At 58.6% G+C, this 22,392-nt stretch carries 18 protein-coding genes and 1 tRNA gene; 12 read left to right on the top strand and 7 right to left on the bottom strand.

The genetic code is table 11. The features are described from left to right. Positions 1–4 precede the first annotated feature (4 nt). The 9 genes from K368_RS0112645 (at position 5) to K368_RS0112595 (ending at position 8,330) form a co-directional block, all read left to right on the top strand. Positions 5–96 (top strand) — tRNA-Ser (locus tag K368_RS0112645). A 145-nt stretch (positions 97–241) separates the two neighbouring features. Further along, entirely contained in the window at positions 242–1,429 is a 1,188-nt protein-coding gene (locus tag K368_RS0112640; protein ID WP_027172726.1) for a site-specific integrase, read from the top strand. Positions 1,430–1,431: 2 nt separating this feature from the next. Beyond that, positions 1,432–1,821, top strand: coding sequence for a hypothetical protein (locus K368_RS26655; RefSeq protein WP_155935120.1), 390 nt, complete (start codon positions 1,432–1,434; stop codon positions 1,819–1,821). Positions 1,822–1,930: 109 nt separating this feature from the next. Beyond that, a complete protein-coding gene (locus tag K368_RS24600; protein ID WP_155935352.1) occupies positions 1,931–2,164 on the top strand; it encodes a helix-turn-helix domain-containing protein in 234 nt (77 codons plus the stop codon). A 190-nt stretch (positions 2,165–2,354) separates the two neighbouring features. Next, positions 2,355–3,194 (top strand): hypothetical protein, encoded by an 840-nt coding sequence (locus K368_RS0112625; protein WP_027172724.1) that lies wholly within the window; start codon positions 2,355–2,357, stop codon positions 3,192–3,194. 1,270 nt (positions 3,195–4,464) lie between these two features. Then, a complete protein-coding gene (locus K368_RS0112615; protein ID WP_155935119.1) occupies positions 4,465–5,535 on the top strand; it encodes a hypothetical protein in 1,071 nt (356 codons plus the stop codon). Between the two features lie 1,428 nt (positions 5,536–6,963). Next, entirely contained in the window at positions 6,964–7,221 is a 258-nt protein-coding gene (locus K368_RS26650) for a hypothetical protein (protein WP_155935118.1), read from the top strand. A gap of 168 nt (positions 7,222–7,389) precedes the next feature. Next, positions 7,390–7,881 (top strand): hypothetical protein, encoded by a 492-nt coding sequence (locus tag K368_RS0112600; RefSeq protein WP_027172720.1) that lies wholly within the window; start codon positions 7,390–7,392, stop codon positions 7,879–7,881. A gap of 11 nt (positions 7,882–7,892) precedes the next feature. Continuing rightward, a complete protein-coding gene (locus tag K368_RS0112595) occupies positions 7,893–8,330 on the top strand; it encodes a hypothetical protein (protein ID WP_155935117.1) in 438 nt (145 codons plus the stop codon). Positions 8,331–8,409: 79 nt separating this feature from the next. On the opposite strand, the gene K368_RS0112590 is transcribed toward K368_RS0112595, so the two are convergent. Continuing rightward, positions 8,410–9,057, bottom strand: a complete 648-nt coding sequence (locus tag K368_RS0112590; RefSeq protein ID WP_027172718.1) for a recombinase family protein — start codon at positions 9,055–9,057, stop codon at positions 8,410–8,412. A gap of 417 nt (positions 9,058–9,474) precedes the next feature. After that, a complete protein-coding gene (locus K368_RS0112580; protein WP_155935116.1) occupies positions 9,475–9,663 on the bottom strand; it encodes a hypothetical protein in 189 nt (62 codons plus the stop codon). Between the two features lie 330 nt (positions 9,664–9,993). On the opposite strand from K368_RS0112580, the gene K368_RS0112575 reads away from it, so the two are divergent. Continuing rightward, positions 9,994–14,427, top strand: a complete 4,434-nt coding sequence (locus K368_RS0112575; RefSeq protein WP_081739570.1) for a phage tail tape measure protein — start codon at positions 9,994–9,996, stop codon at positions 14,425–14,427. Between the two features lie 49 nt (positions 14,428–14,476). Here K368_RS0112575 and K368_RS26645 read toward each other — a convergent pair whose 3' ends face one another. The 5 genes from K368_RS26645 to K368_RS26635 form a co-directional block, all read right to left on the bottom strand. Then, the gene (locus K368_RS26645) at positions 14,477–15,508 is read right to left on the bottom strand and encodes a hypothetical protein (protein ID WP_155935115.1); all 1,032 of its coding nucleotides are present in this window, start codon (positions 15,506–15,508) and stop codon (positions 14,477–14,479) included. Between the two features lie 500 nt (positions 15,509–16,008). Further along, positions 16,009–17,208 carry a hypothetical protein gene (locus tag K368_RS26640; protein ID WP_155935114.1) on the bottom strand — a complete coding sequence of 400 codons (1,200 nt, stop codon included), beginning with the start codon at positions 17,206–17,208 and terminating at the stop codon, positions 16,009–16,011. Between the two features lie 47 nt (positions 17,209–17,255). Continuing rightward, the gene (locus K368_RS24595; protein WP_245259682.1) at positions 17,256–18,572 is read right to left on the bottom strand and encodes a Y-family DNA polymerase; all 1,317 of its coding nucleotides are present in this window, start codon (positions 18,570–18,572) and stop codon (positions 17,256–17,258) included. A gap of 8 nt (positions 18,573–18,580) precedes the next feature. Next, positions 18,581–19,036: a translesion error-prone DNA polymerase V autoproteolytic subunit gene (umuD, locus tag K368_RS0112565; protein WP_027172714.1), complete on the bottom strand. Its 456-nt coding sequence runs from the start codon at positions 19,034–19,036 to the stop codon at positions 18,581–18,583. A 176-nt stretch (positions 19,037–19,212) separates the two neighbouring features. Further along, positions 19,213–20,103 (bottom strand): hypothetical protein, encoded by an 891-nt coding sequence (locus K368_RS26635; protein WP_155935113.1) that lies wholly within the window; start codon positions 20,101–20,103, stop codon positions 19,213–19,215. A gap of 635 nt (positions 20,104–20,738) precedes the next feature. On the opposite strand from K368_RS26635, the gene K368_RS26630 reads away from it, so the two are divergent. Both K368_RS26630 and K368_RS26015 read left to right on the top strand, forming a co-directional pair. Then, positions 20,739–21,674: a hypothetical protein gene (locus tag K368_RS26630; RefSeq protein ID WP_155935112.1), complete on the top strand. Its 936-nt coding sequence runs from the start codon at positions 20,739–20,741 to the stop codon at positions 21,672–21,674. Further along, positions 21,569–22,135, top strand: a complete 567-nt coding sequence (locus tag K368_RS26015; RefSeq protein ID WP_081739569.1) for a site-specific integrase — start codon at positions 21,569–21,571, stop codon at positions 22,133–22,135. The genes K368_RS26630 and K368_RS26015 overlap by 106 nt, the downstream gene beginning before the upstream one ends. Positions 22,136–22,392 lie beyond the last annotated feature (257 nt).

The raw sequence follows: 22,392 nt of genomic DNA, 5'->3' as shown, positions 1-22,392 counted from the left end.
CTACGGAGACGTGGCCGAGCGGCTGAAGGCACTCGTTTGCTAAATGAGCATACCCCGAAAGGGGTATCGAGGGTTCGAATCCCTCCGTCTCCGCCATTACCCCATTCCAAGCCGTTCCATACGGTATCCGGGCCGTTGAAAGCATTGAGCTTTTCGCCCTGACGGGGTTGACCCTGTTCCAATCCAACCCACCTGATGCTCCGCTTCGTGCTGGGGTACATGCTGGGGGTTGGGCGGACACATGGCGAGAGAGGTCAACAAGCTCACCGTACGGACGGTGCAAACGGTACCGGGACCGGGCCGTTTCGGTGATGGCGCGGGTCTCTATCTCGTTGTCGATCCCACGGGAGCCCGCCGCTGGATCATGATCTATCGCTTCGGCGGCAAGCAGCGGGAGATGGGTCTTGGATCGGCCACGGTGGTCTCCCTGGCGGATGCACGCCGTCGCCGGGACGAAGCCCGCCGGTTGCTCGCGGATGGTATCGACCCCTTGGACACGCGGCGGAAGGCCAGCGCCAAGACTGCCGCCCCCGTCACGTTCGGTGCCTTCGCCGATGAACTGATCCCGGAGCTATGCAAGGGCTTCCGCAACGCGAAGCACGCGGCGCAGTGGTCATCCACACTCAAGACCTACGCGCCTGCGCTGCGAGCCAAGCCCGTCGCCGCTATCGAGACGAACGACATCATCGCCGTCCTGTCGCCGATATGGACCACCAAGCCGGAGACGGCATCGCGGGTCCGTGGCCGTATCGAGCGGGTGCTAGATGCCGCCAAGGCGAAGAACCTCCGCTCCGGCGAGAATCCCGCACGGTGGCGCTCACATCTCGACCAGCTTCTCCCCAAGCGTCAGCGGCTCACACGCGGCCATCATGCCGCCCTCCCCTATGCCGATGTTCCGGGTTTCGTGTCCGAACTGCGAACCCGCGAGGCTGTTTCCGCCCTGGCCCTGGAATTTCTCATCCTCACGGCTGGGCGTGTCAGCGAGATCACCGGATGCCGGTGGTCTGAGATAGATCGCGGAGCGAAGGTCTGGACGGTCCCGGCTGAGCGCATGAAGGCAGGCCGTATTCATCGTGTCCCATTGAGTGCTCGCGCCCGCGCCATCCTCGACACCGTTGAACCGTTGCGGCGGGGCGAGTTCGTCTTTCCTTCCTTCCGGGCAGACCGGCCATTCAGCAACGCCGCCTTTGACGCCCTGATGACCCGCATGGGTGTCAGCACGACCCCGCACGGTTTCCGCTCCAGCTTTCGGGACTGGACAGGCGAGGAAACGACTTTCCCGCGTGAGGTCGCCGAAGCGGCCTTGGCGCACTCTGTCGGCGATGCAACGGAGCTTGCTTATCGGCGAGGGGACGCCTTGGAGAAACGTCGCGTTCTGATGGACGCATGGGCCGATTTCGTGTCGTCTCGCGCCATGGTGGAGGCGTAGCCATGCTGATCCCGAAGGATGAAACCCAAGACGATTTTGAAGGTCGCCTTTTTGCCAAATACGGACCCGGCATTCCACCCGGCGACTGGAAGGCGTTGGCGCTTCGCTTGTTGCCGGATGCAGATTTGCCAACGGAGAAGTTGATGGGAAAGCCGGGACGGAAGCCGGTTTGGACGACTGACAAGCTCGTCATGCTTGCCTGCTCATTTCAAGGGATCATGAACGATCCATCATCTCCATCCCGCCGCCGGTCACCCTCTGGTGCAGCGGAGTACCTCGCCAAGAATCCTGATTTTTTTGAATGGCTTGGCGTGCCGCCAGTTTGCGCCAAAACGCTGAAGACAAGGCATAAGGCGGCTCAGGCCGCTTTCACTGCCGTTTTCGATCCCTGAAAATGCCAACGTAAAAACCGGGATCCCGGAAATAGACGGTGATCTATTACGCGGAAACCCAAAGGCCGATTTCGTCCCTGTGCATCCCATTCCGTTGCAGGGGACAATGATGAAGACAGAGACCGATACCGCTCTGGCAAAGCGATTTTACACCGTGGCCGAGTTCATGGCCGCTTACGGGATCAGCCGTACCCGAACCTATCGCGAGATTGGCGAGGGCCGCTTGATCGCCCGCCGCATCGGTGGCCGCACGATGATTACGCGGGACGATGCAGAGGCGTGGCTGTCCGCCATTCCCGTTCATCGCCCGCTGACGCTGGCCGAGACGATGAGGGCCGCGTGATGAACCGTCCGCATCTCAACATCGTCGGTGCCCTACGCTTGGTCGCGGAGGGTCGCCTAGTTCCAGGGCAGAAGTACACGGCCCTTCAGCGCGCCGGTTTGATTCGTGTGATCGGTCACGGCTCTGGTTCGAAGCCAGTCGTGACTGAGGCAGGCCGGGCCGCTCTGTCGCAAACGATGGAGGCCGCGTGATGGGGACGGACATCATCAACCTTCCCGCCGTCATCCGGGCCGAGCCCGCTGACTTCGCAGACATCGCGGAACGCATCCGTGGCCGTGAGTGGGCGATCAAGGATGGCTTTGTCGCCTACATCCACAACGGTCGCGACCTGCTTGCAGTAAAGGCCAAGCTGCATCACGGCCAGTTCGAAGCGTGGTGCGAGGCTGAATTCGGTTTGAGCCTGGGATGGTCCAAGCGTGCGATAGAGCGGTCCATGTCCGCCGCTGTTCACTTCGGCGACAAGATTGAAGCTTTGACGGCGCACCGTGTCCCGAAGACGGTGGTCTATGCGGTATCGGCCCGTACAGTGCCGGAGCCGGTTCGCGAGTCCCTCATCGCAAAGATCGTTGCAGGCGAAAGCGTCACGCTGACGGATATCAAATCCGTCACCGATTCAGCCAAGCGGGAATCTGCTCTTACACCCGAAGTCCAAGCCGCCGAGGAGAAAAAGCGCAAGGCTCGTGAAGCACGCGAAGCCAAGCGGAAACAAGACTACGCCGCTGAGGATGCCGCCCGCAAGGCTGAGTGGGAGCAAGCAGAGGGGATTGTCGTTCGGATGATCGTTGCCCGTTTAGGGGACGACGCGGAACGGTTCTGCGAAGCTATGGGGAAGGTCTACTCCTACAGCGACGTTGCGGAAAAGGTCCGCGCGGCCCTGGCACCACCGCCGCCGCCTGCGCCGCCGGAACTGGAACGGTCTCAGACTGTGCCGGAGGACGTTAGCAGCGTCGTCATGGATGACCGGGCGATGCGTAAGGCCGAATTCTTCGCGATGAAGCAGAATAAGAATCGACGCCACGCGGCCCGCTGACGGCCTAGCAATGATCCGGGCGCCGGCCTTGCGCCTGATCCACCCGTAGCCGTTCCTGAGGCATCCTAGGAGCCTGAGCGGCCATCCCAGCCCACACGACGATCAACCGCGCATTCGGCGCACCGGAGAAGCTATGTCTATTTTGAGTTCATATTACGGGTCAGACGCCAAAGGCATCGCAGAATTGAACAGTGATTTGTTCGTTGTCGAATTTCTGTTTGCTGCAATGATAGAGCGTGAACACTCAATCTTTGAAGGGCCTGACGACCTATATGCAGAGTACAAAGCCATCGAATCCTATCTTGAGCGTGACTTCCCCGAAGTAACGAAACACCTTCGCCTTCAGCACAACGCGAAGTCAGGCATCCCATTCTAAGGCCCGCTGACGGCCTCCGAACGATCCTGGCAGGGGGAATGCCGCCGATCTCTCCGACGGCCTTCCTGCGCCTTGCTGTGTGGCTCCTAGCGGGTCGAGATGCAGGCAGACCCCGATGCAGTCCACCCGTGAGGGCAAACCCCGCCCCTTGGCTTAGGGATGGCCGCTCTCGACCGGTCCGAGATCGGGGAACAGAAGCTCCCTGATCCGACGTACCCATGTGGGCACGGCCTGTTTCCATCACGGGGGATGGGCACCTGCCCCAAGGCTGGGACAGCGAGGATGACGAGACACCCGGCGGTTAGGATCGATCTCATGAGGGGGAAACGGACATGCCTCGCGGTGGTTCTCACGCCTGAGCGGAAAACCCCCCTTTGGAAATGCCCGAATAAATCCCGGAAAAATGGTCGGTAAATCGAATCAATTCGGTTTCGTGGTCGGATTAATCGAATTTCGGTGGTCTCGGATTGGAGCATGTGGAGGGTGACACAGCGTTCAAATGCGTCGGCTCCGTAGGGGGGATGGGGCTGTGTAAGTGTGGTGATGGAATGAAGGGGGATGGGGTTGGGCCTGTCGCATGCCTTCGCTGACCACCACAAAAGGAATGTAACATTATTACAGTGACCGGGCATGAAAAAACCCGGCATCCATGAAGGAGACCGGGGCACGTATATGCAAGCGCCTGCATATTGCAGACGGGACACAAGTCCTATAGAACGTTAACGTTTCGGAAATGGTTCCGACACGGAATTCTAATCACAAAGGGAGGGTAACGAATGGTCGATGCGGACGCAACAGAAAAGTTCAATCCTCCCCATAATCAAGGGGGCAACCACCACCGTAGCGCTTTCGATCTTGGCGGGTCAGCGAGCGCTACGGTGGCTGCAATGAGAATTGAACACCGTACAGAAATGTTATAACGATTCACATAGCGCTGCGCAAGCTCTTCATCCCTCGATTCGCCCCCCAAATCAGCGGGACCGCATCGAGCGGAAGAGCGCCAAGCGCATCACTTCGCGCACCATGGGCGACGACCCTAAGTCGCTCTCCCATGATGATGTACTAACGACGGTCTATGCCGCGTCCCTCAAGGGGGAGCGCACCTTCGTGGCCGGGTACGAGGTTCGCAACGGCGACCGGGCATGGCAAGGCATCTCGATTGCTCGCCGCCCGAAGGGTGCCAAGGCGGGAAAGCTGCTCAGCTTGTGCAACCTTCACATCAAAGACATCGAGCGGATGATCGAAGGGGAGCATAACGGCCCCTGCGACACGGACGACGGTATCGTTTACTTCGAACCGGCGCTCTTGCTCATGGCCGCACGCCGTGCCGCCAATGCCTCGACCGACAAGCCTATCAACTCAATCGAATGGGCGCGTCTATGGGTTCCCCGTCTTGTCGAGGAGCACGATGAAGCGTGGTTCCTCGCTCAAGAGGCCAGCGTCCTATCCGTTCGCGAGATTGCCGAAGGGGGTATCCCTACGTCGGACGAACTCGCCCGCCACTTCAGCCTGAAGAACGCCAAGCGTATTGCTTACGGGGTCAATTCGCTTTGCGCCGTTGACCGCAATTCGAAGCAGCTTGCCTCCGATCAAAAGGAACGCGACCGCCTTAGCAAGAAAGCGAAGCGGGCGGCACAAGGATCAACGTCGCGCGAGAATAGCGACAAGGCCCGGCATGCGAGAGGTGAGTTCATCGAAATGTTCGGGGACGTGTCTATGCGTACCGTCGAACGCCGCCTGGAGGAGTTGGCACAGGCTGCGATCCGTGCCGATCAAGAAGCCGTTCTCGTTTCGCCCCTGTCGGTTGTCGTGTTTTCGGCGGGACAGATTTATAGGGGAGAAAATCCATTTGGAACCGGACAGGCGACCTGCGAAACACCGATAGGTGGTTCGCTCGCTCTGGCCGGGGACAGCCTCTTAGGTTCCGAGTTTCATTCCTGGGAAGACCTACAGGAAGCCGCGTAGCCAATCCCGACCGGGATCGGCGAAGTGGGCGCGCAACCTAAGGCGTCCTGCCGGTTCGAAGGGTGAGAGATCGGCGGTGAAGAGTGCGGGGGCGGACGTTGTGTCAGACCATCGACCGTCGCGCCTGTCGCAACCGTTGAGAATTGGGACGTGGTGGAGCGTGTGAGGAAGGGCGGCGCACTACCTCCATCGTGGCGCGCGTCCCGGCGGTCCTGAGACGGCGTTTCCTAGCCAGGCGGAGCTAGACCCTCGCGGGTCTCGCGAGGCGGTTCCTGGCCCGTCCTGTCGCCACCCATGCTGACTTTTCAGCAAGGGGCCTCGACGTTGCGGCGATGATCCGGTTGAGGACGACCGCGCCGCCCCTCCCAACCTGACCCACCCGGCGATTGAACTGACGGACCCGCGAAACCGGGCGTACTTTGGCCTCAGTTTCGACCTGCCCGGAGGTTCGGATGTCTCGCGCCGCGATAGTCCCAAGGCTCCTCACCCGAGATCAAGCCGCCTCGTACCTTGGGTTCAGTCGCGCCGCCTTCGAGCGCCACTGTTCCGTCGTACCACTTCGCTTCGGGGACGACCGTCTTGTTCGTTGGGACAGACACGACCTCGACGCCTGGATTGATGCACTGAAACACCCGGTCGGATCGGCGGGGACGGTGATGACGCTCGAAGACATGGAAAGGGCGATGGAGGCGTTCGAGGGATGAAGATCGGTCTTGCTCCTCCTATCGATGCGAACCGGAAGTAACGAAGCGGACGGGAATGCTTCGTCCCACTGCAACGACCTTGCCCCTGTCGAGTCTGTCCCGGAACCCTGTCAAGCAAAATCGTATATCGATTTGCATAGTTCAACATGGCATGCTATAAGATTTACAAGTGAAGGGTCTCGGAAACGAGATACTTCCCGGATGGACTTCGGTCTGTCTGTCTTTGTTATCGTTCATGGGTCTCCCGGCACCCGAAGCCGGGACCGGACCGGGACCGCATTCCCGGCGCAGGGGCAAGCTGTGTCTACAATCCGCCGGGGAGCTTCCCATCCTCGGCACCAATCAGAAAAGGAACAAACAGTGAATACCCCTGCCGCCGATCCCCCGTCGAGGATGATCGGGCTATCGCTCGCAACCGATATGGTGCGGGCTCTCGATGACGCTGCTGCCCGCGAACACCTCACCCGATCAGCCTACGCCCGCCGCGCGATCCTGATGCGGCTTCAAGCCGATGCTGCCGCTTCGCTCGACAAACGGAGCGCCGCGAAGTGACCGCCGATACCACGCCCCACACCCTGACGATTGTCGTTCCCGCTTACGCTCACGCATTCCTTGCAAGGTATTCGGATGACCCCGCAAAGGCAGCGGCCAAGGTGATTGCCGATCTCGTTTTCTTTCGTCCCGCCTGGGTCGCAGGCTGCTTCAAAGAGCGAGGTGGTTCGAAGTGATCGCCACTCGCCTCCTGTCGATCACGCTACCGCTCAACGCCGCGAACGCCCTGGATGAAGCCGCTGGAAAGGCTGGCATGACCGCCTCATCATTCCTCGCCGAACAGGTCGCACACGCCTTTGGCACTGAAGCGTACCTCTCGAAGAGAGACCAGGGCCGCAAGCGCCGCCGAGCTACCCGCGCGCAACGAAAAGCGTTCGCCCTGGCCCGCCGCGCATCCCGTCAGCCCGCCGAACCGGAGCCCGTGCAATGACCGTCATCCTCCGATGGAGCGATCCTCAGTTCCTCGACCCCGCCGAACTCACTCGCCGGAATGAGCGCCGCGACCGCAACCGGGAACGACGCCGGGTGAAACGCGCTCTAGCCGCCCTCGAATCCTCCCGAACCTCAACGCCAACACGAACGCCGACTGAAGCAACCGATGTCTGAAGCCTACCTCGCGGCCCATGCCGCCGTCGCTGCCGAGATCAAGGCCGCCGATCCGCTCATCTCCCCCGCCGTCCATTCCGAGTTCTGCAAGCTGGTAGCCGATCACATTCAGATCGGTGCGGATGGTGATGTGAACATTCTGGATAGCGAAGGGCGCATCGCCCTCGATGACACTGCCGGATACCAAAACATGACGCTGCCCGGCTTCATGCGGCGATTAAAGGACACCCGCCCCTGGCTCTTTTCCGAAGGTGCCCGCCGTCCCGATAAGCCGCTGCCGCCCGTGTCCAAGCCGCCCAAGTCGCTGACTGACGCCATGATCGTCGCCAAGCGAGACCCGGATGCCCTCGCCGAATTCGAGCGCAGCAAATCCCCGTCGAGCAAGAGCAAGCCTGCCGCTGGCAAGGTGAACCTGACCGACCTCATGCGCCGCTATAAGCAGGGCGACCCTAGCGCAATCCAGTACATTCAGACTGTGAAGTAAGAACGATGACCATGATGCCCTACACCAAGCCCAAAAAGCCGTTGACTGATCTACAGCGCGAACGTTTCGCCAAAACGCAGAAGGAGGAACTGCAAGCGAAGCTCAACGATCCGGTATGGCAGGCCGTACAGAGCGTGCGAAGGTCGCAGAACGTTTTGGCTGATGCACGGATCGCGGCAGAGCGTGAGTTTCTGGCGCAGGGAACGCGAGACGCCAGCGTTGAGTGCCCCATCACTGGCCAGTTGCGAGCCATGCACCCGCAAAAGGCAGAACGAATCCGCGAGCTGATGGCGGAAGAAGGGTGGACCCGCAACCCGCATGAGCCGATCACCGGGCTTCGCACCCTGGAAGAGATCACTGCCGAACGGGAAGCCCCGCTTCTCGCAGAGCTTGGACGTGCTGAGGATAAGTATAAGGCGGCATGTGAGGCGGCTGGCGTAGCTGCCTAATCGAATTCACCGACCGGAGCGGCGCTGGCCCCGGCGGTGACGGCGGGCGGGGAAGTATCGGCTCCCGCCCGCCAACCTATCAAGCGGCCTTGCGCTCCCAGCGTGCCAGCGCGGCCTCTGCCTCTGCCTCGTCTTCAACGATCCGATAAACGGTCTGGCGAGACAGGGATGTTTCCTTCGCAATCACGGACACGCTGGTTCCGAGACCGTGCAGGTTGCGAACCTTGTCGAGTTGGTCACGGGTATAGGACGGCTTACGGCCCCGGTAGGCGGTCGCATCTGCCTTGGCCCGTGCCTCAGCAATACCGGCGCGCTGGGCTTCCTTGGTGGCCTCAGCCTGGGCTTGGCCCATCGCCGCCATGAAGCCGATCAGGGCATCTCTGACGGCGCACAGCATGGGGTCTGTCGTTGAGCCATCGAAGGTCATGCCGTTGATGACCGTGCGGACGATGACGCCCCGGCGCATGAACTCGCGCATCACGTTGCACACGTCCTTATAGTTGCGGCCGAGCCGATCAACCCAGCGGACAACCAGGGTGTCACCGGCTCGCAGCATATCGAACAGGCGTTTCCCCTCTGCCCGCTCAATCAGCCGTGTCGAGACGCCAGACACGCCATGGTCTGCCAGAACGTGATCGAATTGAAAGCCGCGTTCCTCGGCCATCGTCCGCTGATGCGAGAGCGTCTGTTCGCTGGTGCTTACGCGGGCATACAGGATCGTCGTCATTGGCCTCAATCCGTCCGTTGAGCTGTTGTCCGTATATAGTCGCGTCCGTTGACCGATAGCAACCCTAACGGACAGGTTTTCTCCGCTCTTTCTCGAGTCCGTACAGGCATGGCCTAGCGGACAACCGAAACCTAGGACTGACGCTGACTGAAATCCTATGCCTTCCGAACAGATAGAAAAGGGCTACGCCTTCGGCCCCTGGTCTCCCGACATCCCGGACGACGAAAGGCGCGCACGACTCCGGGCCATGCGCGCCATCGCCCGCCTGATATGCGGACCTCGTGCTGATGTTCTGTGCGCTGCTCTTCACATCGCGGAACACGATCCGGATTGGCTGGCCTTCACTGTGGCCTGCTTGAAGCGACTCGACCCGCTCGACCGAAGGAAGGTTCTCGCTAGCTACGGTGCCCTGGCCTGCTAGGCTTCGCTCAAGCTCGCTCGCTCCAAGGCGTAGAGATCGTCTAGCAGCTTGTGAATTGCGTCTCGCACCGCCCGTGCGCCCGCCTCCGCGAGGGGATGCCGGAACCTCTCTGCGCAGAGTGTTGCTACCGCAACCGCATCCTCAAGCGCATCGACCTCGCCAGCATCCATCGTCGTCGCCGTCATGTTTTCCTCCCTGGCAAGCTCGCCATGCGGAGAGAGAAACACGATGTTGATTGTATCCGCAAGTACAATCCGGCATTCCGGCATGTGTTTGAATTCAAGCAAACATGCAAACGCTAAGTCATTGATAGATCAAGTGATGACTGAGACCGTGCAAGACTTTGCTTGCATTTGAGCGAATCTTTTTGTGGTGGCTTGGCCCCTGCTTGACAGGACCGCCTCGGGTGCGCGGAAAACAAAAGGCCCCTTTCTTCCCGAACGCCTTAGTATCCAAAAATACAAAAGGCCCTTTTAGCAACCTGCTCCCGTCATCGGTAGAGCATTGAGACCACTATGTCCGACAACCTAACTCTATCAATGCGCGTAACAGCGCACGACGACGCATCTCCGGTGCTCAAAAAGATTGCAGGCGAGATCGATCGTCTGAACGATAAACTTCGGAAGACTGTAGGCGATGCGAAACGCGCTGCCTCCGGTTCCGTCGCTGGATCGCCGAATCAGACGAAGACGAAACCGCGCTCGACCTCGGAATTCGCTCGCGAGACCGCCGACGCCGCGAGGGACCTCAAGCTGAAGTTCACGGGACTGACGAAGGTCGCTGCCTTACAGCGCCGGGAAGCCGGATCGATCGCAAAGGCGCAGGCCACCGCCGACCGTGCCGCTACAGCCGCCCTCAAAGCGAAAATCCAAGGTACGGCCAAGGTCACAGCTCTCCGCGTCGGTGCGGAAAAGGCCGTCGCCGATGAAGCCGCCAAGGTCGAAAAGCAGGGCATCGCCACCCTACGGACCAAGCTCGGCACTCTGGCCCGAATGGCTCGCCAGCGGGTATCGGAGGAGCGCGCCGTCGCCGCCGAACAGGCTCGTACTGCCGCCGCCGACGAACGCGACCACGCTGCAAGCCTGCGCTCGAAAATCCAGGGGCAACGCTACCTTTTCCGCCTGAGACAAACCCACGAACGGGAGCTAGAGCGCGACCGCGAGACCAACCGCGCCGACCTGGGCCGCTACAGCCGCGCCGCTGGTGGTCATGCCCGCGATGCAGTTGGCCGCTTCGCCCGTACCACCACGGCTGTAGGCGCTGCCGGTGCCGCCGGAACCGGGGCTTTGGTCCGTCGATCCCTTGGTGCGGAGTCGGACATCGACTCGGCGGAAGTAAATGCCCAGATCTACGGGGGTCTGTCGAAGGATGCCGCCCGCAAGCTGCGCGACCAATGGGCCGCTCCCATGGCGGAAGCCCTTGGGACAGGAACAGACAGGCTCCTGACGGCGTGGGTTGACGCTACGAAGCTCGGGATCCCCGCCGCTGGTGCCAGTGCCTTCGCCGAACTTTCGACCAAGGTCTCGGAAGCATGGTCGGTTCCGTTTGAGACGGTCACGGACACGCTTGGCACGGTCAATACGATCTTGACCTCGCAGGGGGAAAAGTTTGACGCCAAGCGCCTCCAGTCGGTGGCGAACACCCTGCAACACCTCGCTGCCAAGCAATCGACGACTCCAGAAAAGCTGATCAGCTTCATGCAACGCGGCGCGGGCGCCTCACAGGTGCTCGGCATGAGCCAGGAAGCCGGTCTCGCTTTCGGTTCGGCCTCGACCTCGTTGGGCAACCAAGCAGGCCAGAGCGGACGCCTGTTCGATTACGTGGCCTCGCGCCTCATCGAAATGCCGCGCCTCGTGAAAAAGCACGGTGACGAGGGCAAGCAGGCACGCGACCTCGTTAAGCAGCTTGGCTTTGGCTCGGCAGATCAAATGGACCGCGCCCGCCGCGCCGATCCTGACGCCTTCCTGCCCGATCTTATGGACCGGTTCTCTAAGATCAAGAATCCGAAGGATCAGGAACGGGCCATCCGCTTCTTTACGGGCCGCGAATGGCTTGGCGAGTTCGGACGCATGGTCAAGGGTATCGAGACGTACAAGGAAGCTGCCAAGCTATCGCAGGAAGCAAAGGGCCTCGACGCCATCGGCAAGGTCTGGGATCTGCACAAGCTAAAGCTGGCCTTTGTATTCAAGCAGTTCAAGTCAGGATGGCTCAACATCCTGGGTGAATTCGGCAAGGTACTATCTCCCCTTGCCCGCCAAGCCGGTGACACGTTCCTGGCGTGGTCATCAAAGATCCGCGACGGTGGTTTGCAGGCGCGGTTCAAGGCCGGGCTGGAGGGCCTGATTAATGGCCTGGGCTTCAAAGACCTCCCCGCACTCTTGGAGGGTATTCTTGGCAAGCCCAACGAGGGTACGGCGGGTGCTATCGAGTCCTGGCGAGCGGCGGCTTTCGGGTTCGGTCAGGGCCTTAGAGACGTAGCCAACAGGATCAAGGCACTCTTCTCGGCCTTTACGGGTGGCGACGCCTCCCCGGAAACGATCGGGCGATGGACAGCGAAAATCCTGGGCTTCTCGGCCGCCCTGGTGATCCTATCCCCGGTGATTGGGATAATCGGTGCTCTGTCCTCCGGTATCATCGCCGTGGCGCTGGCAATCTCGACCGCACATCGCATCGTGAAGGGCCTTGGCACGCTTGGGAGCGGGTTAAAGCCGCCCTCGCCTGTCCGTCCTGTCGGACCCGCGACCGCAGCAAGCGGTGGCCTCATGAGCCGCATCATGGGCGGTCTCGGCAAGTTCTTCGTTCCTGCCGCTGTGGCGACCACTACCAGCATGGACAAGGCCGATAAGGACAAGCTGGCCTTGCGCCTCGGCCAGTACGCCAAGGATCATTTCCCGGTCGCTTCGGACCACGCCAAGCCTGTCGAGAAGAGCCTAACGGATCGAATACTTGGCCTGTTCGGACGCTCCCCAGCACCGGAGGAAGACACAAAACCCGCCACGCCGCCGACCGGACCGAAGGCGGTTGAGCGGGAAATCAGAGGCATCGTCCCCAAGATCGCCGCGCCCGTCGCGCCTTCCACGCCAGAGACCGGCAATCCTGCTGTCAAAGACGCCACCGTGGCGCTTTCCGGGGTTCGCGCGTGGTCCGATCCGCCTGCAAAGCTTAAACAGAGCGTGGAGGATACGAGAGCGACCGCACGCTCCGTTGTCCCGGCGATCCCCGCCAAGCCCGCCGCATCCGACGAAGCGCCGCGCGTTCCGGCAACGGTCACGCTTGTCCCTACGGACTGGCACGACCGGCTTCGTTCGATCTTGGACTCGTTCCTCGACCGTCTGGCGAATCTCCTCCCTGGCGTTCGCCTCGATACCAGCCCTATCCGTACCAGCACGACCGGTGATGTTGCGGAGGTAGCTCGCGCCATGGGTGCCCGCTTGCAACTGGCGGCTCTTGGTGCCGGTGGCAGCGCCGTATCTGGCCTTGGTTCGTCCCTGTCGAACATCGGCGGTGGTGGTGGCGGCGGTTCGTTGGCCTATGTCTCCGGCGGTGGTGCTGTAGCTGGTTCGCGTCTCTCCAACTTCGGCGGAAGGGTCTCAGGCAACGGCGTCACGGCTCCGATGTTAAAGGGCGAAGCGTCTGCCAACGCCAAGACGGCTTTCGAGTTCTTCAAGGGCAAGGGGCTGTCCACGGAAGCGGCATCCGGCATCCTCGCCTCGATGAAGCAGGAGTCAGGCTTCAATCCTCAGGCACGGGGCGACGGCGGACGGGCTCATGGGCTCTTCCAGCATCATCCCGACCGGCGAGCCGCAATCCAGCGCGCCACCGGCATCAATATGTCCACGGCTTCCGTTGCGAAGCAGTTGGAAGGCGCATGGTGGGAGATGCAGCACGGCGATGCCGGAGCCCAGCGTGCCCTTCGCATCCTCAAGCAGTCGGGTATCTCAGCCCGCGATGCGGGTGGTGCCTTCGTCCAGCATTTCGAGCGACCGGCGCGTGATGAGCGGGCCAGCCGTGGAGCCATGGCCGAAGGTTTTGCCCGTGAGTACGGCGCGGGCGGGTCACCCTCGACGGGGGAAACCAGCCCATCCGCTTCCGTTGCGGATGCCGCATCTCGCTACGTTGGAATGCATGAACTGCGCAATCGCGTGGAACTCTCAAGCTTCCTGGGACAAGACCCGGCTGGGAACGCCAACGCATGGTGCGCGAGCTTCGTCAACGCCTCGTTGAAGGCCGTGGGGCAAGCCGGAACCGGGTCTGGCATCGCCAATTCGTTCCTCCGTTGGGGGAAGGGCATCACTGCCGAGATGGCAGAACGCGGCGACGTGCTGGTGGAACATCGCGGGCGAGGCGTAGACGGACAGGGCGGTCACGTTGGCATCGCAACGGGAAACAAGCGGATTAACCCGAAGACGGGGAGACTCGAGCTTGAGGCAATCTCTGGCAATTCCAGCGACGCCGTTAAGGTCGAATGGGAAGACGCGGCCAAGCTGGCAGTGCGTCGCTCAACCCAAGCCGCGACCGGCATAAACCGCGCCGTGGACAAGGTTGGGAAGGCAGTGGAGACGGCCAAGACCATCGGCGACGGCATGACCTCTACCGAATGGCGGAAGGCTTCGGACGCTTCCCTTGTCGCCCCTGATGCGCAGCGTTCCACCGGCACTGACAACCCGGTTCGCACACTGACGGAAGGTGCCTTGAAGGATCGGGCTAAGGCCCTGGCCGCTGCGTCCCCGACGAATGCGGAAAGCCTCGCGAAGGCCGCTCCTAGCCCGGCGGCACGCGGCATAGTGCCGAACGCCCCGGCGAATGGTGGTGGAAACGGTGCCTCGATCACGGCACCCATCACGATCCACCATCACGGCGACTCGGCCCAACTCGCCAATCAGGTACAGAACCGCATCCAAGAGACCCGCAACTGGCAGTCCCGCGACCAGGACTTTCAATCGGTTTGACATCAAACGGCGCGGCGGCTTCATCGGCTGCCGCGCCTTGCTCGCTTGGCTATGACGCGCGTCGCGTCACCTTCCTTTGCAGCACGACCGCTTCACGCATCGCGGCGACAAGAGCCTTTCCCGGTATGCGGTAGTCCTGGGGCGGGCCACACTCCGTCTGTCCATAATCGTCTACAAGTCGAAAAGGCAGAACAGCGACCCTGATGTTACGGCGACCGTTGAGACTCATCCATCCACCTACGCGGATAAGATTGCCGTCATCAAAGAAACTCTCAACCGATCGCATCCTAGTGCGCTCAGCCTCGATTTGCTTCAGTAGGTCAACCATCCTAACAAGCGCCGCGCGAATTGCTCTGCTTTGTACCTCTGTCCCTCGCAGGGTTTCCATCACCGTTGAAAGTTCAACTTCGATCTCGCTGAGACGTTGGGACACTGCCGGACCTGTTCGGATTAGGTCCGCCCCCCTAACGGGTCCGGTATCGCCATCGACTGCATAGGCAATTGGCCTGCCTTGGAAAATTTCCGACCTCATCCGTCCCGTAATCATTTCGTCTTTGTCAGCCGCCCTTACGAGGCGATCCCAAAGGGGACTGCCAATGAAAGTCTTGAGGCGGGTCTTCGTGTCCGCGAATGCTTTCACGGCAGGGTCTGACTTCATAGCGCGAAGGAGACCAAGCAGGTCAACGTTTTGAGCGACTGCAAGCCTTTGTCGTTCAACGTAGTCTAATCGGGTGCGTGCTTCATCAAAGTCTTTGGTTAGGGCTTCAAACGCCACACCATAGTGATCTTGAGCGCAGTTCCGACCTACAAGGCGACGCTCGCCGGATCGAAACCTCATCACCACACCACGGAAGTGATTCGGGTACTGGCAAAATGCGCACTGTACCTTTCCCTTTTCACGTCCCGTTACATTGTAAGCCATCTCAACGATAGCATCATCATCGGGCGGGTACTCGGTGGACAGGTTCTCGACCGACTCGGGATCGTCAGTCGTCAGTTGCATACTTAGGAGTTCATCGTCCGTCCGGCGCGACCAGTAGGATGGGCCGGACTTATCAAACATCGAATCAAGATCGGGCAAACCGTGTCCTCTCACGTTGCTTCGAATCTCAACGTGAACACTTTCTGAACGATCCGCTACAACGCAGCATGAAGAAATGCGAATTGCCTGTGGACAACGAAAATTTGAGCTTGTGGCGCTGAGGCGGTCTCTTGGTTTCCGTGAAGGTTGTCCACGGCATGGCTCTCAGATCGCTTCCACCGAAGGGGTGCATAGCGCAGCATACAAACCATCTGTGAATGGCTTGGAATACACATGCGTTAGGTCAAGTTATCGCCGCAATCGAGGCTCGTACTGCCGTCTCGAATACATCAGAGGAGACTGCTATGACGGTAACGATCCTCGATCCAGTGTCAGGAAAGCTGGTGACGATAACGGTGCCGGAGCGAAAATAGCCCCGACCTCCCGCCTGCATTGTCGGGCACTCATACTGTCAATTAGATCGCTGGCAGCCGGATCAGCGGCGTTGTGTTCTCGCCTCATCAACCCGACGCCAACGCGTATGTCATTGCGACTGTGATTTATTCTTTCTTGCTCAAAAATTCCATTAATTCTGCTCGGGAGCGAATGCTGTCGCTAGTATCGCGCCCACTGTTATGCATGTACTCATAAGCCATATCGTACAGCGACAGTCCAGCTTTGCCTGCACCAGACCTGATGCAGGCCATGCGAATATTGTCGTTTTCAAATCTTTGCAGTGCGCCCAGCCTATCTATCCATTGATTGTAAGGCTGATTCTCCATAAAACCAACCGAATGGAAGTGGCGATTGTAACGAAATCCATCAAGCTCAGCGAGAAGAGTACGAGCTAACTCCCGCCTCTTCACAATTTCAGCTTTTATCTCCGGCGCGTCTAATGGGTCGGGCTTGATTAGGTCTGGTCGATCAAGAGACGTAGCCAATGCAAGCACGGGATTTATAGATCGGGGCGAGAATTTTCGTTGCGAATCAGAACCGGTCGGTGTGACGACTAGATTCAGATTGCCGTCGTCTTCAGTCAGTGTGTATTTTGCCTGCATACCCACGGACACGCCTTCAATCCTGCCCGATGAATAATAGTTCTCGCCAAGCTTTTCAAACACATCAGCGCGTTGATCGTCTGACAAATCAGGATCGAGCATCCGAGATATGGCATCTGCGACTATACTGAATACAAATATATTTGTAGCCTTTCCCTTATAGCCCTCGATCTGGTAGCTCAATTCAGCCTTGTTAGACGTCTTTCCACCCGATGGCTGAGATATAGACACATTAAAACCGGCGTCTTTTTCGTATATCGTACAATCAAGATAGCTTGAGCTCTCCTTTGTTGCATCCTGAAGATTGCAACTTGGATCGTCATCATCGAACAATATATCAGCATATAGTAGCGAGGATTTGAGGCCGCCTGCTATGTCAGACGCTTGTGCCGCAAAATGGCCATTTGGACCTACCCTGTAGATAGATATCCGATTCGACGGGCGACTTGAAATCCTCGGCAGTAATGCGTCGAATGCCGACGGCGACTTTACCGAGTTCTGCCCCATCGTTTGTACTGGTGATGCCAATGGTGTGCTACTTGTCGATGATGATGGGGTTGCTATAAAGCCATCATACTGTTTCTTGCACCAATCGATTCGGTTTGGATAAGCGTTCACACACCAATTGAGCATATCCTCTGATATTGCTCCATTGATCGATATTATTGCAAATACTCCACCGAGCAAAGCTGAACGTTTCATCACTAACAGTCTCTTCCCTTGCCCTACCCAACAGACACCGACGGTAGTCAAAAGGTTTTATGGCAGATTGATCCTGTACGATCTATGGCACAAGCAGTCGGCAACTCACTTACCTGTGTTGTGTAACGTGGACTCCGCATCTCGAATTTCGTTGACCAACTTCGCTTGGCCTCCAAACCCGCTCTCGCTGGCACCACGGCACCGCGTCCAAAGCGCCGATTGCATTCGTCCATAGCGGCCATAAGCGGTGCGCTCCGCTCCCGATCTAGTTGCCCGATCAAGGCACGCTGGCTGTCCGCTAGCGGCGCGAGATCGGTCGTGATGACGCCCGCCTTGCTGTAGCGCCACGGACGCTCACCGGGCGTCTCTCGCCACGTCCTGGCAATGCCCTCTCGTGCCGCCTTGATAAGCGCCAACGTGTCGTTTGTGGCTTCGGAGAGCGTAACGGTGGTTGAGACCGACCGCATGGGCTCCCCACGGTCATGCTCTGACGTGTGATAAAAGACCGAGACATGGTTCGTTCCAAGTCCGCTACGTCGAAGCTTCTCGCCCAAGCGGGTCGCGTGCGCAGATACGGCTTGCTCCATGGTCTCCCGGTCTTCGATCCGGCTAGAGAATGAGCGTGTGACGGCACATCCTTTCCGCTGCGCTGGCATCAGTTCCAGAGGCAGACAGACCATCCCGCGTAGCTCGTGGATGATCCTCTCGCCGACCACCGTCATGGCCTTCCGGACGGGTCTGGGATCAAGGTCGCGTAGGTCTGCAACGCTATCGACCCCCATAGCCTCCAACTTGGCGAGAGAGGCGCGGCCGATCCCCCAAACCTCGCCGATATGGATGCGGCAGAGCCATGCTGCCCGTTCGTCCTCATCCGACAGGTCGCAAACGCCCCCTAGCTCCGGGATCGACTTCGCGATGTGGTTCGCGAGCTTGGCGAGTGTTTTTGTCGGCCCGATCCCGACACACGTTGGAATGCCCGTCCAGGCTTTGACGGTGGAGCGCAGATCGCGGGCCAATTCGATGCGGCGATCCTCACGAACGTCGGAGAGATCAAGGAAGCTTTCGTCAATCGAATAGATTTCGACGGCGGGGGAGAAGTCGCGATAAACCGCGTTCGTGCGTGAACTCATATCCCCATAGAGGGTGTAATTCGACGAGAAGACGCGCACACCCTGTCGTTTGCAAGCGGCACTGATCTTGAACCAAGGATCACCCATCTTGATTCCTAGCGCCTTGGCCTCCGTTGTCCGGGCGATGGCACATCCATCGTTGTTGGACAGCACGATAACGGGCACCCGTGCCAGCTTCGGATCAAACACGCGCTCGCATGAGCAATAGAAGCTGTTGCCGTCGATCAAGGCGATGGCCCGTGTCACCGGACAAGCCCTGCCCTAGCGATGTGCCAGCGGATGGAGAACCGAACGACGCCCCATATCTCGGCCTCAGCGGCTTCCTCGACCGCAAAGGCGGGAAGGTCGGGATTCTCGAATGAGAGCCGCGCCACGCGATCCTCTACGAGCAGACGCTTGATCGACATTTCTCCGTCAACGGCGGCCACGACCACGCTACCGTGGATCGCCTTGAGGCTGCGATCTACAACGGCAAGATCGCGGTCAAAAATGCCAGCGCCGCGCATCGAATCGCCGGAGATGTTCCAGGCGAAGGTAGCGGGTGGGTTTGGGGCGAGCCAGCGCGGAAGCTCAAGGGCACCCTCTAGGAAGTCGTCAGCGGGCGAAGGGAAGCCAGCGCACAGCGTTGGCCCCATGATCGGGACGCGCACTACGTCCCTGCTATCTGACGTCAACGCCTCGATCCGATAGACGCCCAAAGCCTGAACCCTCCCCGTAAGAACAAAAAGGGAACAAGCAGCCATTCGGTTCCCGGTCAAGCTTGCTTGAAAGGGCTAGGATGAGCGTGGCTGCGAGGCGAAATAGGTTCGGGGCTCCAGCCGCCAAGTTTGGATCGCCCACCTGGGACGGCCAAACCTGCCATACTCCTCGTTGCTTATCGAAACTGTAGCCACCCGCCGGGGTTCAACGGTGGTGGCGATTCCACTGGCCGCTTGTCGGCTTTTGGGTTGGCCGTGATGTTTGTCCCGAATTCATCTTTTATGGTGTCGGCAACAACGCGTCTAAAAAGTGTGAGCAAGGCATATAGGTTTACGTTGTGATTGTATCCGATCCCAACTATCGGATAGTTTTTATCACCTCTTTCCGGCTGCCTTGATAGCTTTTTGTCTAATCTTCCATGCGCACACCGATCTCGAATAGCTGGAATTGCCTTTCGAAAAAGCGGAATGGCTCCCGTGTTTATTGTTACGAAGTCTTCTTGATATTTATCTAGTATTGCCTCCCTTAGCTTTATGTTCGGGGTAAGCAATTCCATGGCTCGATAGAGTGAAAGGAACTTGTAGTGATTTGGAACATTCGGAACTATTGACTCGGCGAGGAGCGCTAAAACGTCTGCTTGCTTCGGATCCACTGTCTCAGCAAATAGCATGTTGATGTTATTCAAATCAAACTCGTTGATAGGAGGTGGATTAACAGTTTTAAACGGATCAAACAATTGATTTTCATTGTCGGAGCGTGCTACCATTGACATAAATCCGTCGTCGCTCCACGCAACATCGGCATCGGGACTGTAGTCAAGTTTAAGAACTGTTAGCATATGTTCAATGGCGTGGTTTATGAATACAGATGTTTTTTCACGTTCTTCGTATAATCCAGTTGCTATAATCACGTCGATACGGTTCTTGCTTCCTTGAAGCTTAAGAGAAAACTTGCAGCCATTATCTGTATTGCATTCGATTGATGAAATTATGGTGCCCGCGGCATAATCTTCTGGTTGCTTTATTGGATTTAATGGAAGGTAATGATGAATATATTTCCAATTCATCTCGATAAATTCCTTTTAGCGAATTAAAACTTTCCGGCCGCATGTTGCGACAGACCAGTTCTCGTCAAGCGATTCGTAGCTTGTACACTGCCGGTTTCCCCTGCCTTGCCATGCTTTAAGCCTGCGACAAATGTGCATGTCGCGTTGCTAGGATTTGGACTAAGCCGCTAGGGTAAGTGCTGGGGTATTGCCTCGGAAGCTCATCAAATTTCATTATCGATCAAATACTTAATCCGATTATTGTTCGGACTCCGTCTCCGCCATTTGGCCCCTAAACCCTTGCGATAACGGTATCTTTATGATGCCGTAGGCTTCTGAGCGCGCTCCTGCTACGAAGTCATGAGGCAGATGGTGGGTCTGGTCCAGCGTCGGGGCATCCTCTATTTTCGTCGCACCATTCCGGAAGCGTTGCGCGCGAACATGCCGGCCGTGCTCGAAACGCAGGCCATGGAATTTTCGACGAGGGCGCTCCCGTCTCGCTAAAAGCGAGCAGAGCAGGCCGCGAGTTCTGGGTCAGCCTTGGGACCCGCGATGAGGATGAGGGTGAGGCTCGCCGCCGAGCGCGCCGTCTGGATGGTGAGGCAGACACTCTTATCAGCCTCGCCAAGCGTCGCCTTCTCCTAAGCTCACAGCCGTTGATCTCACAGCTCGACAACGAGACCATTCAGAAGCTGGTCGCCATCTTCCGCCACCGCAAACTCGCCAATGACGAAGCCCTGCGTCGTGGAGCCGTGCCGCTGAGCCCCGAAGCCTTCACTGCCCTCAGCCAGGAGATCGCTGCCAGGGAAGCTGAGCTGCGCGATGCCAACGCGCGCGGTGACTGCGCTGCAACTCACTTCAGCCACGATGCGATGATGACCGTCATCGATGCCGGATTGAACATCGCATACGGTTCTCCGGCGGATCGGCGCCTCTATATGGCGTTCGTCGAAGCAGAACTCGAGGTGATGACGATCCTCAGGGATCGACAAGGCGGTGCCACCCGGCCCACGCCTGCCCTGACGTCGGTCGCTCGTCTCGATGATCGGACGGAGCGCTTGATTCGGTCTCCCCGCGAGAAGGTGGGTGCACCAACCCCGGAAGAAACTTTGCAGGGTTGGAAACGTGAGCATAAGCCGGCCGAGAAGACCTTCTATACGTTCTCCAGCAAGGTCCACCGATGGACCTCCTTTCTCGCGGAACGAGGTTTGACATTCCACAACGCCAGCCTCTCGGACGCTTCTGTCCGGAAGAGCGCCTCTGCTGCCAAGCGGTCGGCACAAAGCGTTTCGAATGACCTCAACGCCATCAAAGCAATTTACAGCTGGGCCGTGGCGAATGGAAAATGCTCAGTTAATCCCTTCGCGGGCCTGAAGCAGCCTCGGGCCGGCATGAAAGGGCAACGGCGATCAGCAAAACGCGATTTCACCGACGTAGAAACCGTTCGCGTCCTCATGGCGGCACGTGACCGCAACGGCTATCGAAGGTGGTTTCCTGGATCGCCTGTTTCACGGGCGCACGCATTTCAGAGATCTGCCAGTTGGAAAAATCCGACGTCGCCTCGTCTATGGGAATTCACTATTTTCGGATGACGGTTGAATACGACAACGAAGGAGAAGGTGCAGCATCCAAAGAAATCAGAATTGCAAAGAAAAATCTCAAAAATTTTAGTTCGAAACGCCACATTCCAATCCATCCTCAGTTAATAGAGGAAGGATTTTTAATATTCGTTGCATCATGTAAAACAAGTGATCTATTTCCCGACGCTACGCCGGATCGACTTGGCAATCGTGGAGGAAACGCAACAAAGGTGATTAGTAGATGGGTAAGGGACAAAATTGGGATTATGGATCCCCGCATCAGCCCAAGCCATTCTTTTAGACACCGTTTCTCAACCCAATGCGAAAATTATGGAATTCCGCCAGAGATCAGGAACAGACTGATGGGCCATAGTGAAGGCGAATCGAGCGAGCTCTACGGCGATGATTATTCAGTCGAGATGCTGTTCGCCGGGATTAAGCAAATTCCTGTGCCGAGCGGGCTGAAAAAATAGTGTCGATCCCGCTGTTCATGCGGCGTTTGAATATTGGCTTAGCGTGACGTGAGCCGAGAAGCCGCCAGTAAATTGCGTCAGCTTAAAGAATATCGGAGGGTAGCAACGCGCCATAAGCGGAAGTTGGCCACCTGCCCGGAGGCGGACGTTCCGCATCCGACCCAACTGGCCTGCCCCCATTCGGTGGCCCAGGATCGAAGTTAGTGCATCGTGGGTCTCGTGACGATGGTGGGGTGAGCGAGCGGCGCTGATCCGGT

Source organism: Methylobacterium sp. 10 (assembly GCF_000519085.1).
GTDB lineage: Bacteria > Pseudomonadota > Alphaproteobacteria > Rhizobiales > Beijerinckiaceae > Methylobacterium.
This window is presented reverse-complemented; position numbering and strand designations above follow the sequence as displayed.

What these genes read in the sequence shown, in the direction of transcription:
- K368_RS0112640 (WP_027172726.1), top strand. Translation starts at nt 242, where the DNA reads ATGGCGAGAGAGGTCAACAAGCTCACCGTACGGACGGTGCAAACGGTA.
- K368_RS26655 (WP_155935120.1), top strand. Translation starts at nt 1,432, where the DNA reads ATGCTGATCCCGAAGGATGAAACCCAAGACGATTTTGAAGGTCGCCTT.
- K368_RS24600 (WP_155935352.1), top strand. Translation starts at nt 1,931, where the DNA reads ATGAAGACAGAGACCGATACCGCTCTGGCAAAGCGATTTTACACCGTG.
- K368_RS0112625 (WP_027172724.1), top strand. Translation starts at nt 2,355, where the DNA reads ATGGGGACGGACATCATCAACCTTCCCGCCGTCATCCGGGCCGAGCCC.
- K368_RS0112600 (WP_027172720.1), top strand. Translation starts at nt 7,390, where the DNA reads ATGTCTGAAGCCTACCTCGCGGCCCATGCCGCCGTCGCTGCCGAGATC.
- K368_RS0112595 (WP_155935117.1), top strand. Translation starts at nt 7,893, where the DNA reads ATGATGCCCTACACCAAGCCCAAAAAGCCGTTGACTGATCTACAGCGC.
- K368_RS0112590 (WP_027172718.1), bottom strand. Translation starts at nt 9,057, where the DNA reads ATGACGACGATCCTGTATGCCCGCGTAAGCACCAGCGAACAGACGCTC.
- K368_RS0112580 (WP_155935116.1), bottom strand. Translation starts at nt 9,663, where the DNA reads ATGACGGCGACGACGATGGATGCTGGCGAGGTCGATGCGCTTGAGGAT.
- K368_RS0112575 (WP_081739570.1), top strand. Translation starts at nt 9,994, where the DNA reads ATGTCCGACAACCTAACTCTATCAATGCGCGTAACAGCGCACGACGAC.
- K368_RS26640 (WP_155935114.1), bottom strand. Translation starts at nt 17,208, where the DNA reads ATGAAACGTTCAGCTTTGCTCGGTGGAGTATTTGCAATAATATCGATC.
- K368_RS26635 (WP_155935113.1), bottom strand. Translation starts at nt 20,103, where the DNA reads ATGAATTGGAAATATATTCATCATTACCTTCCATTAAATCCAATAAAG.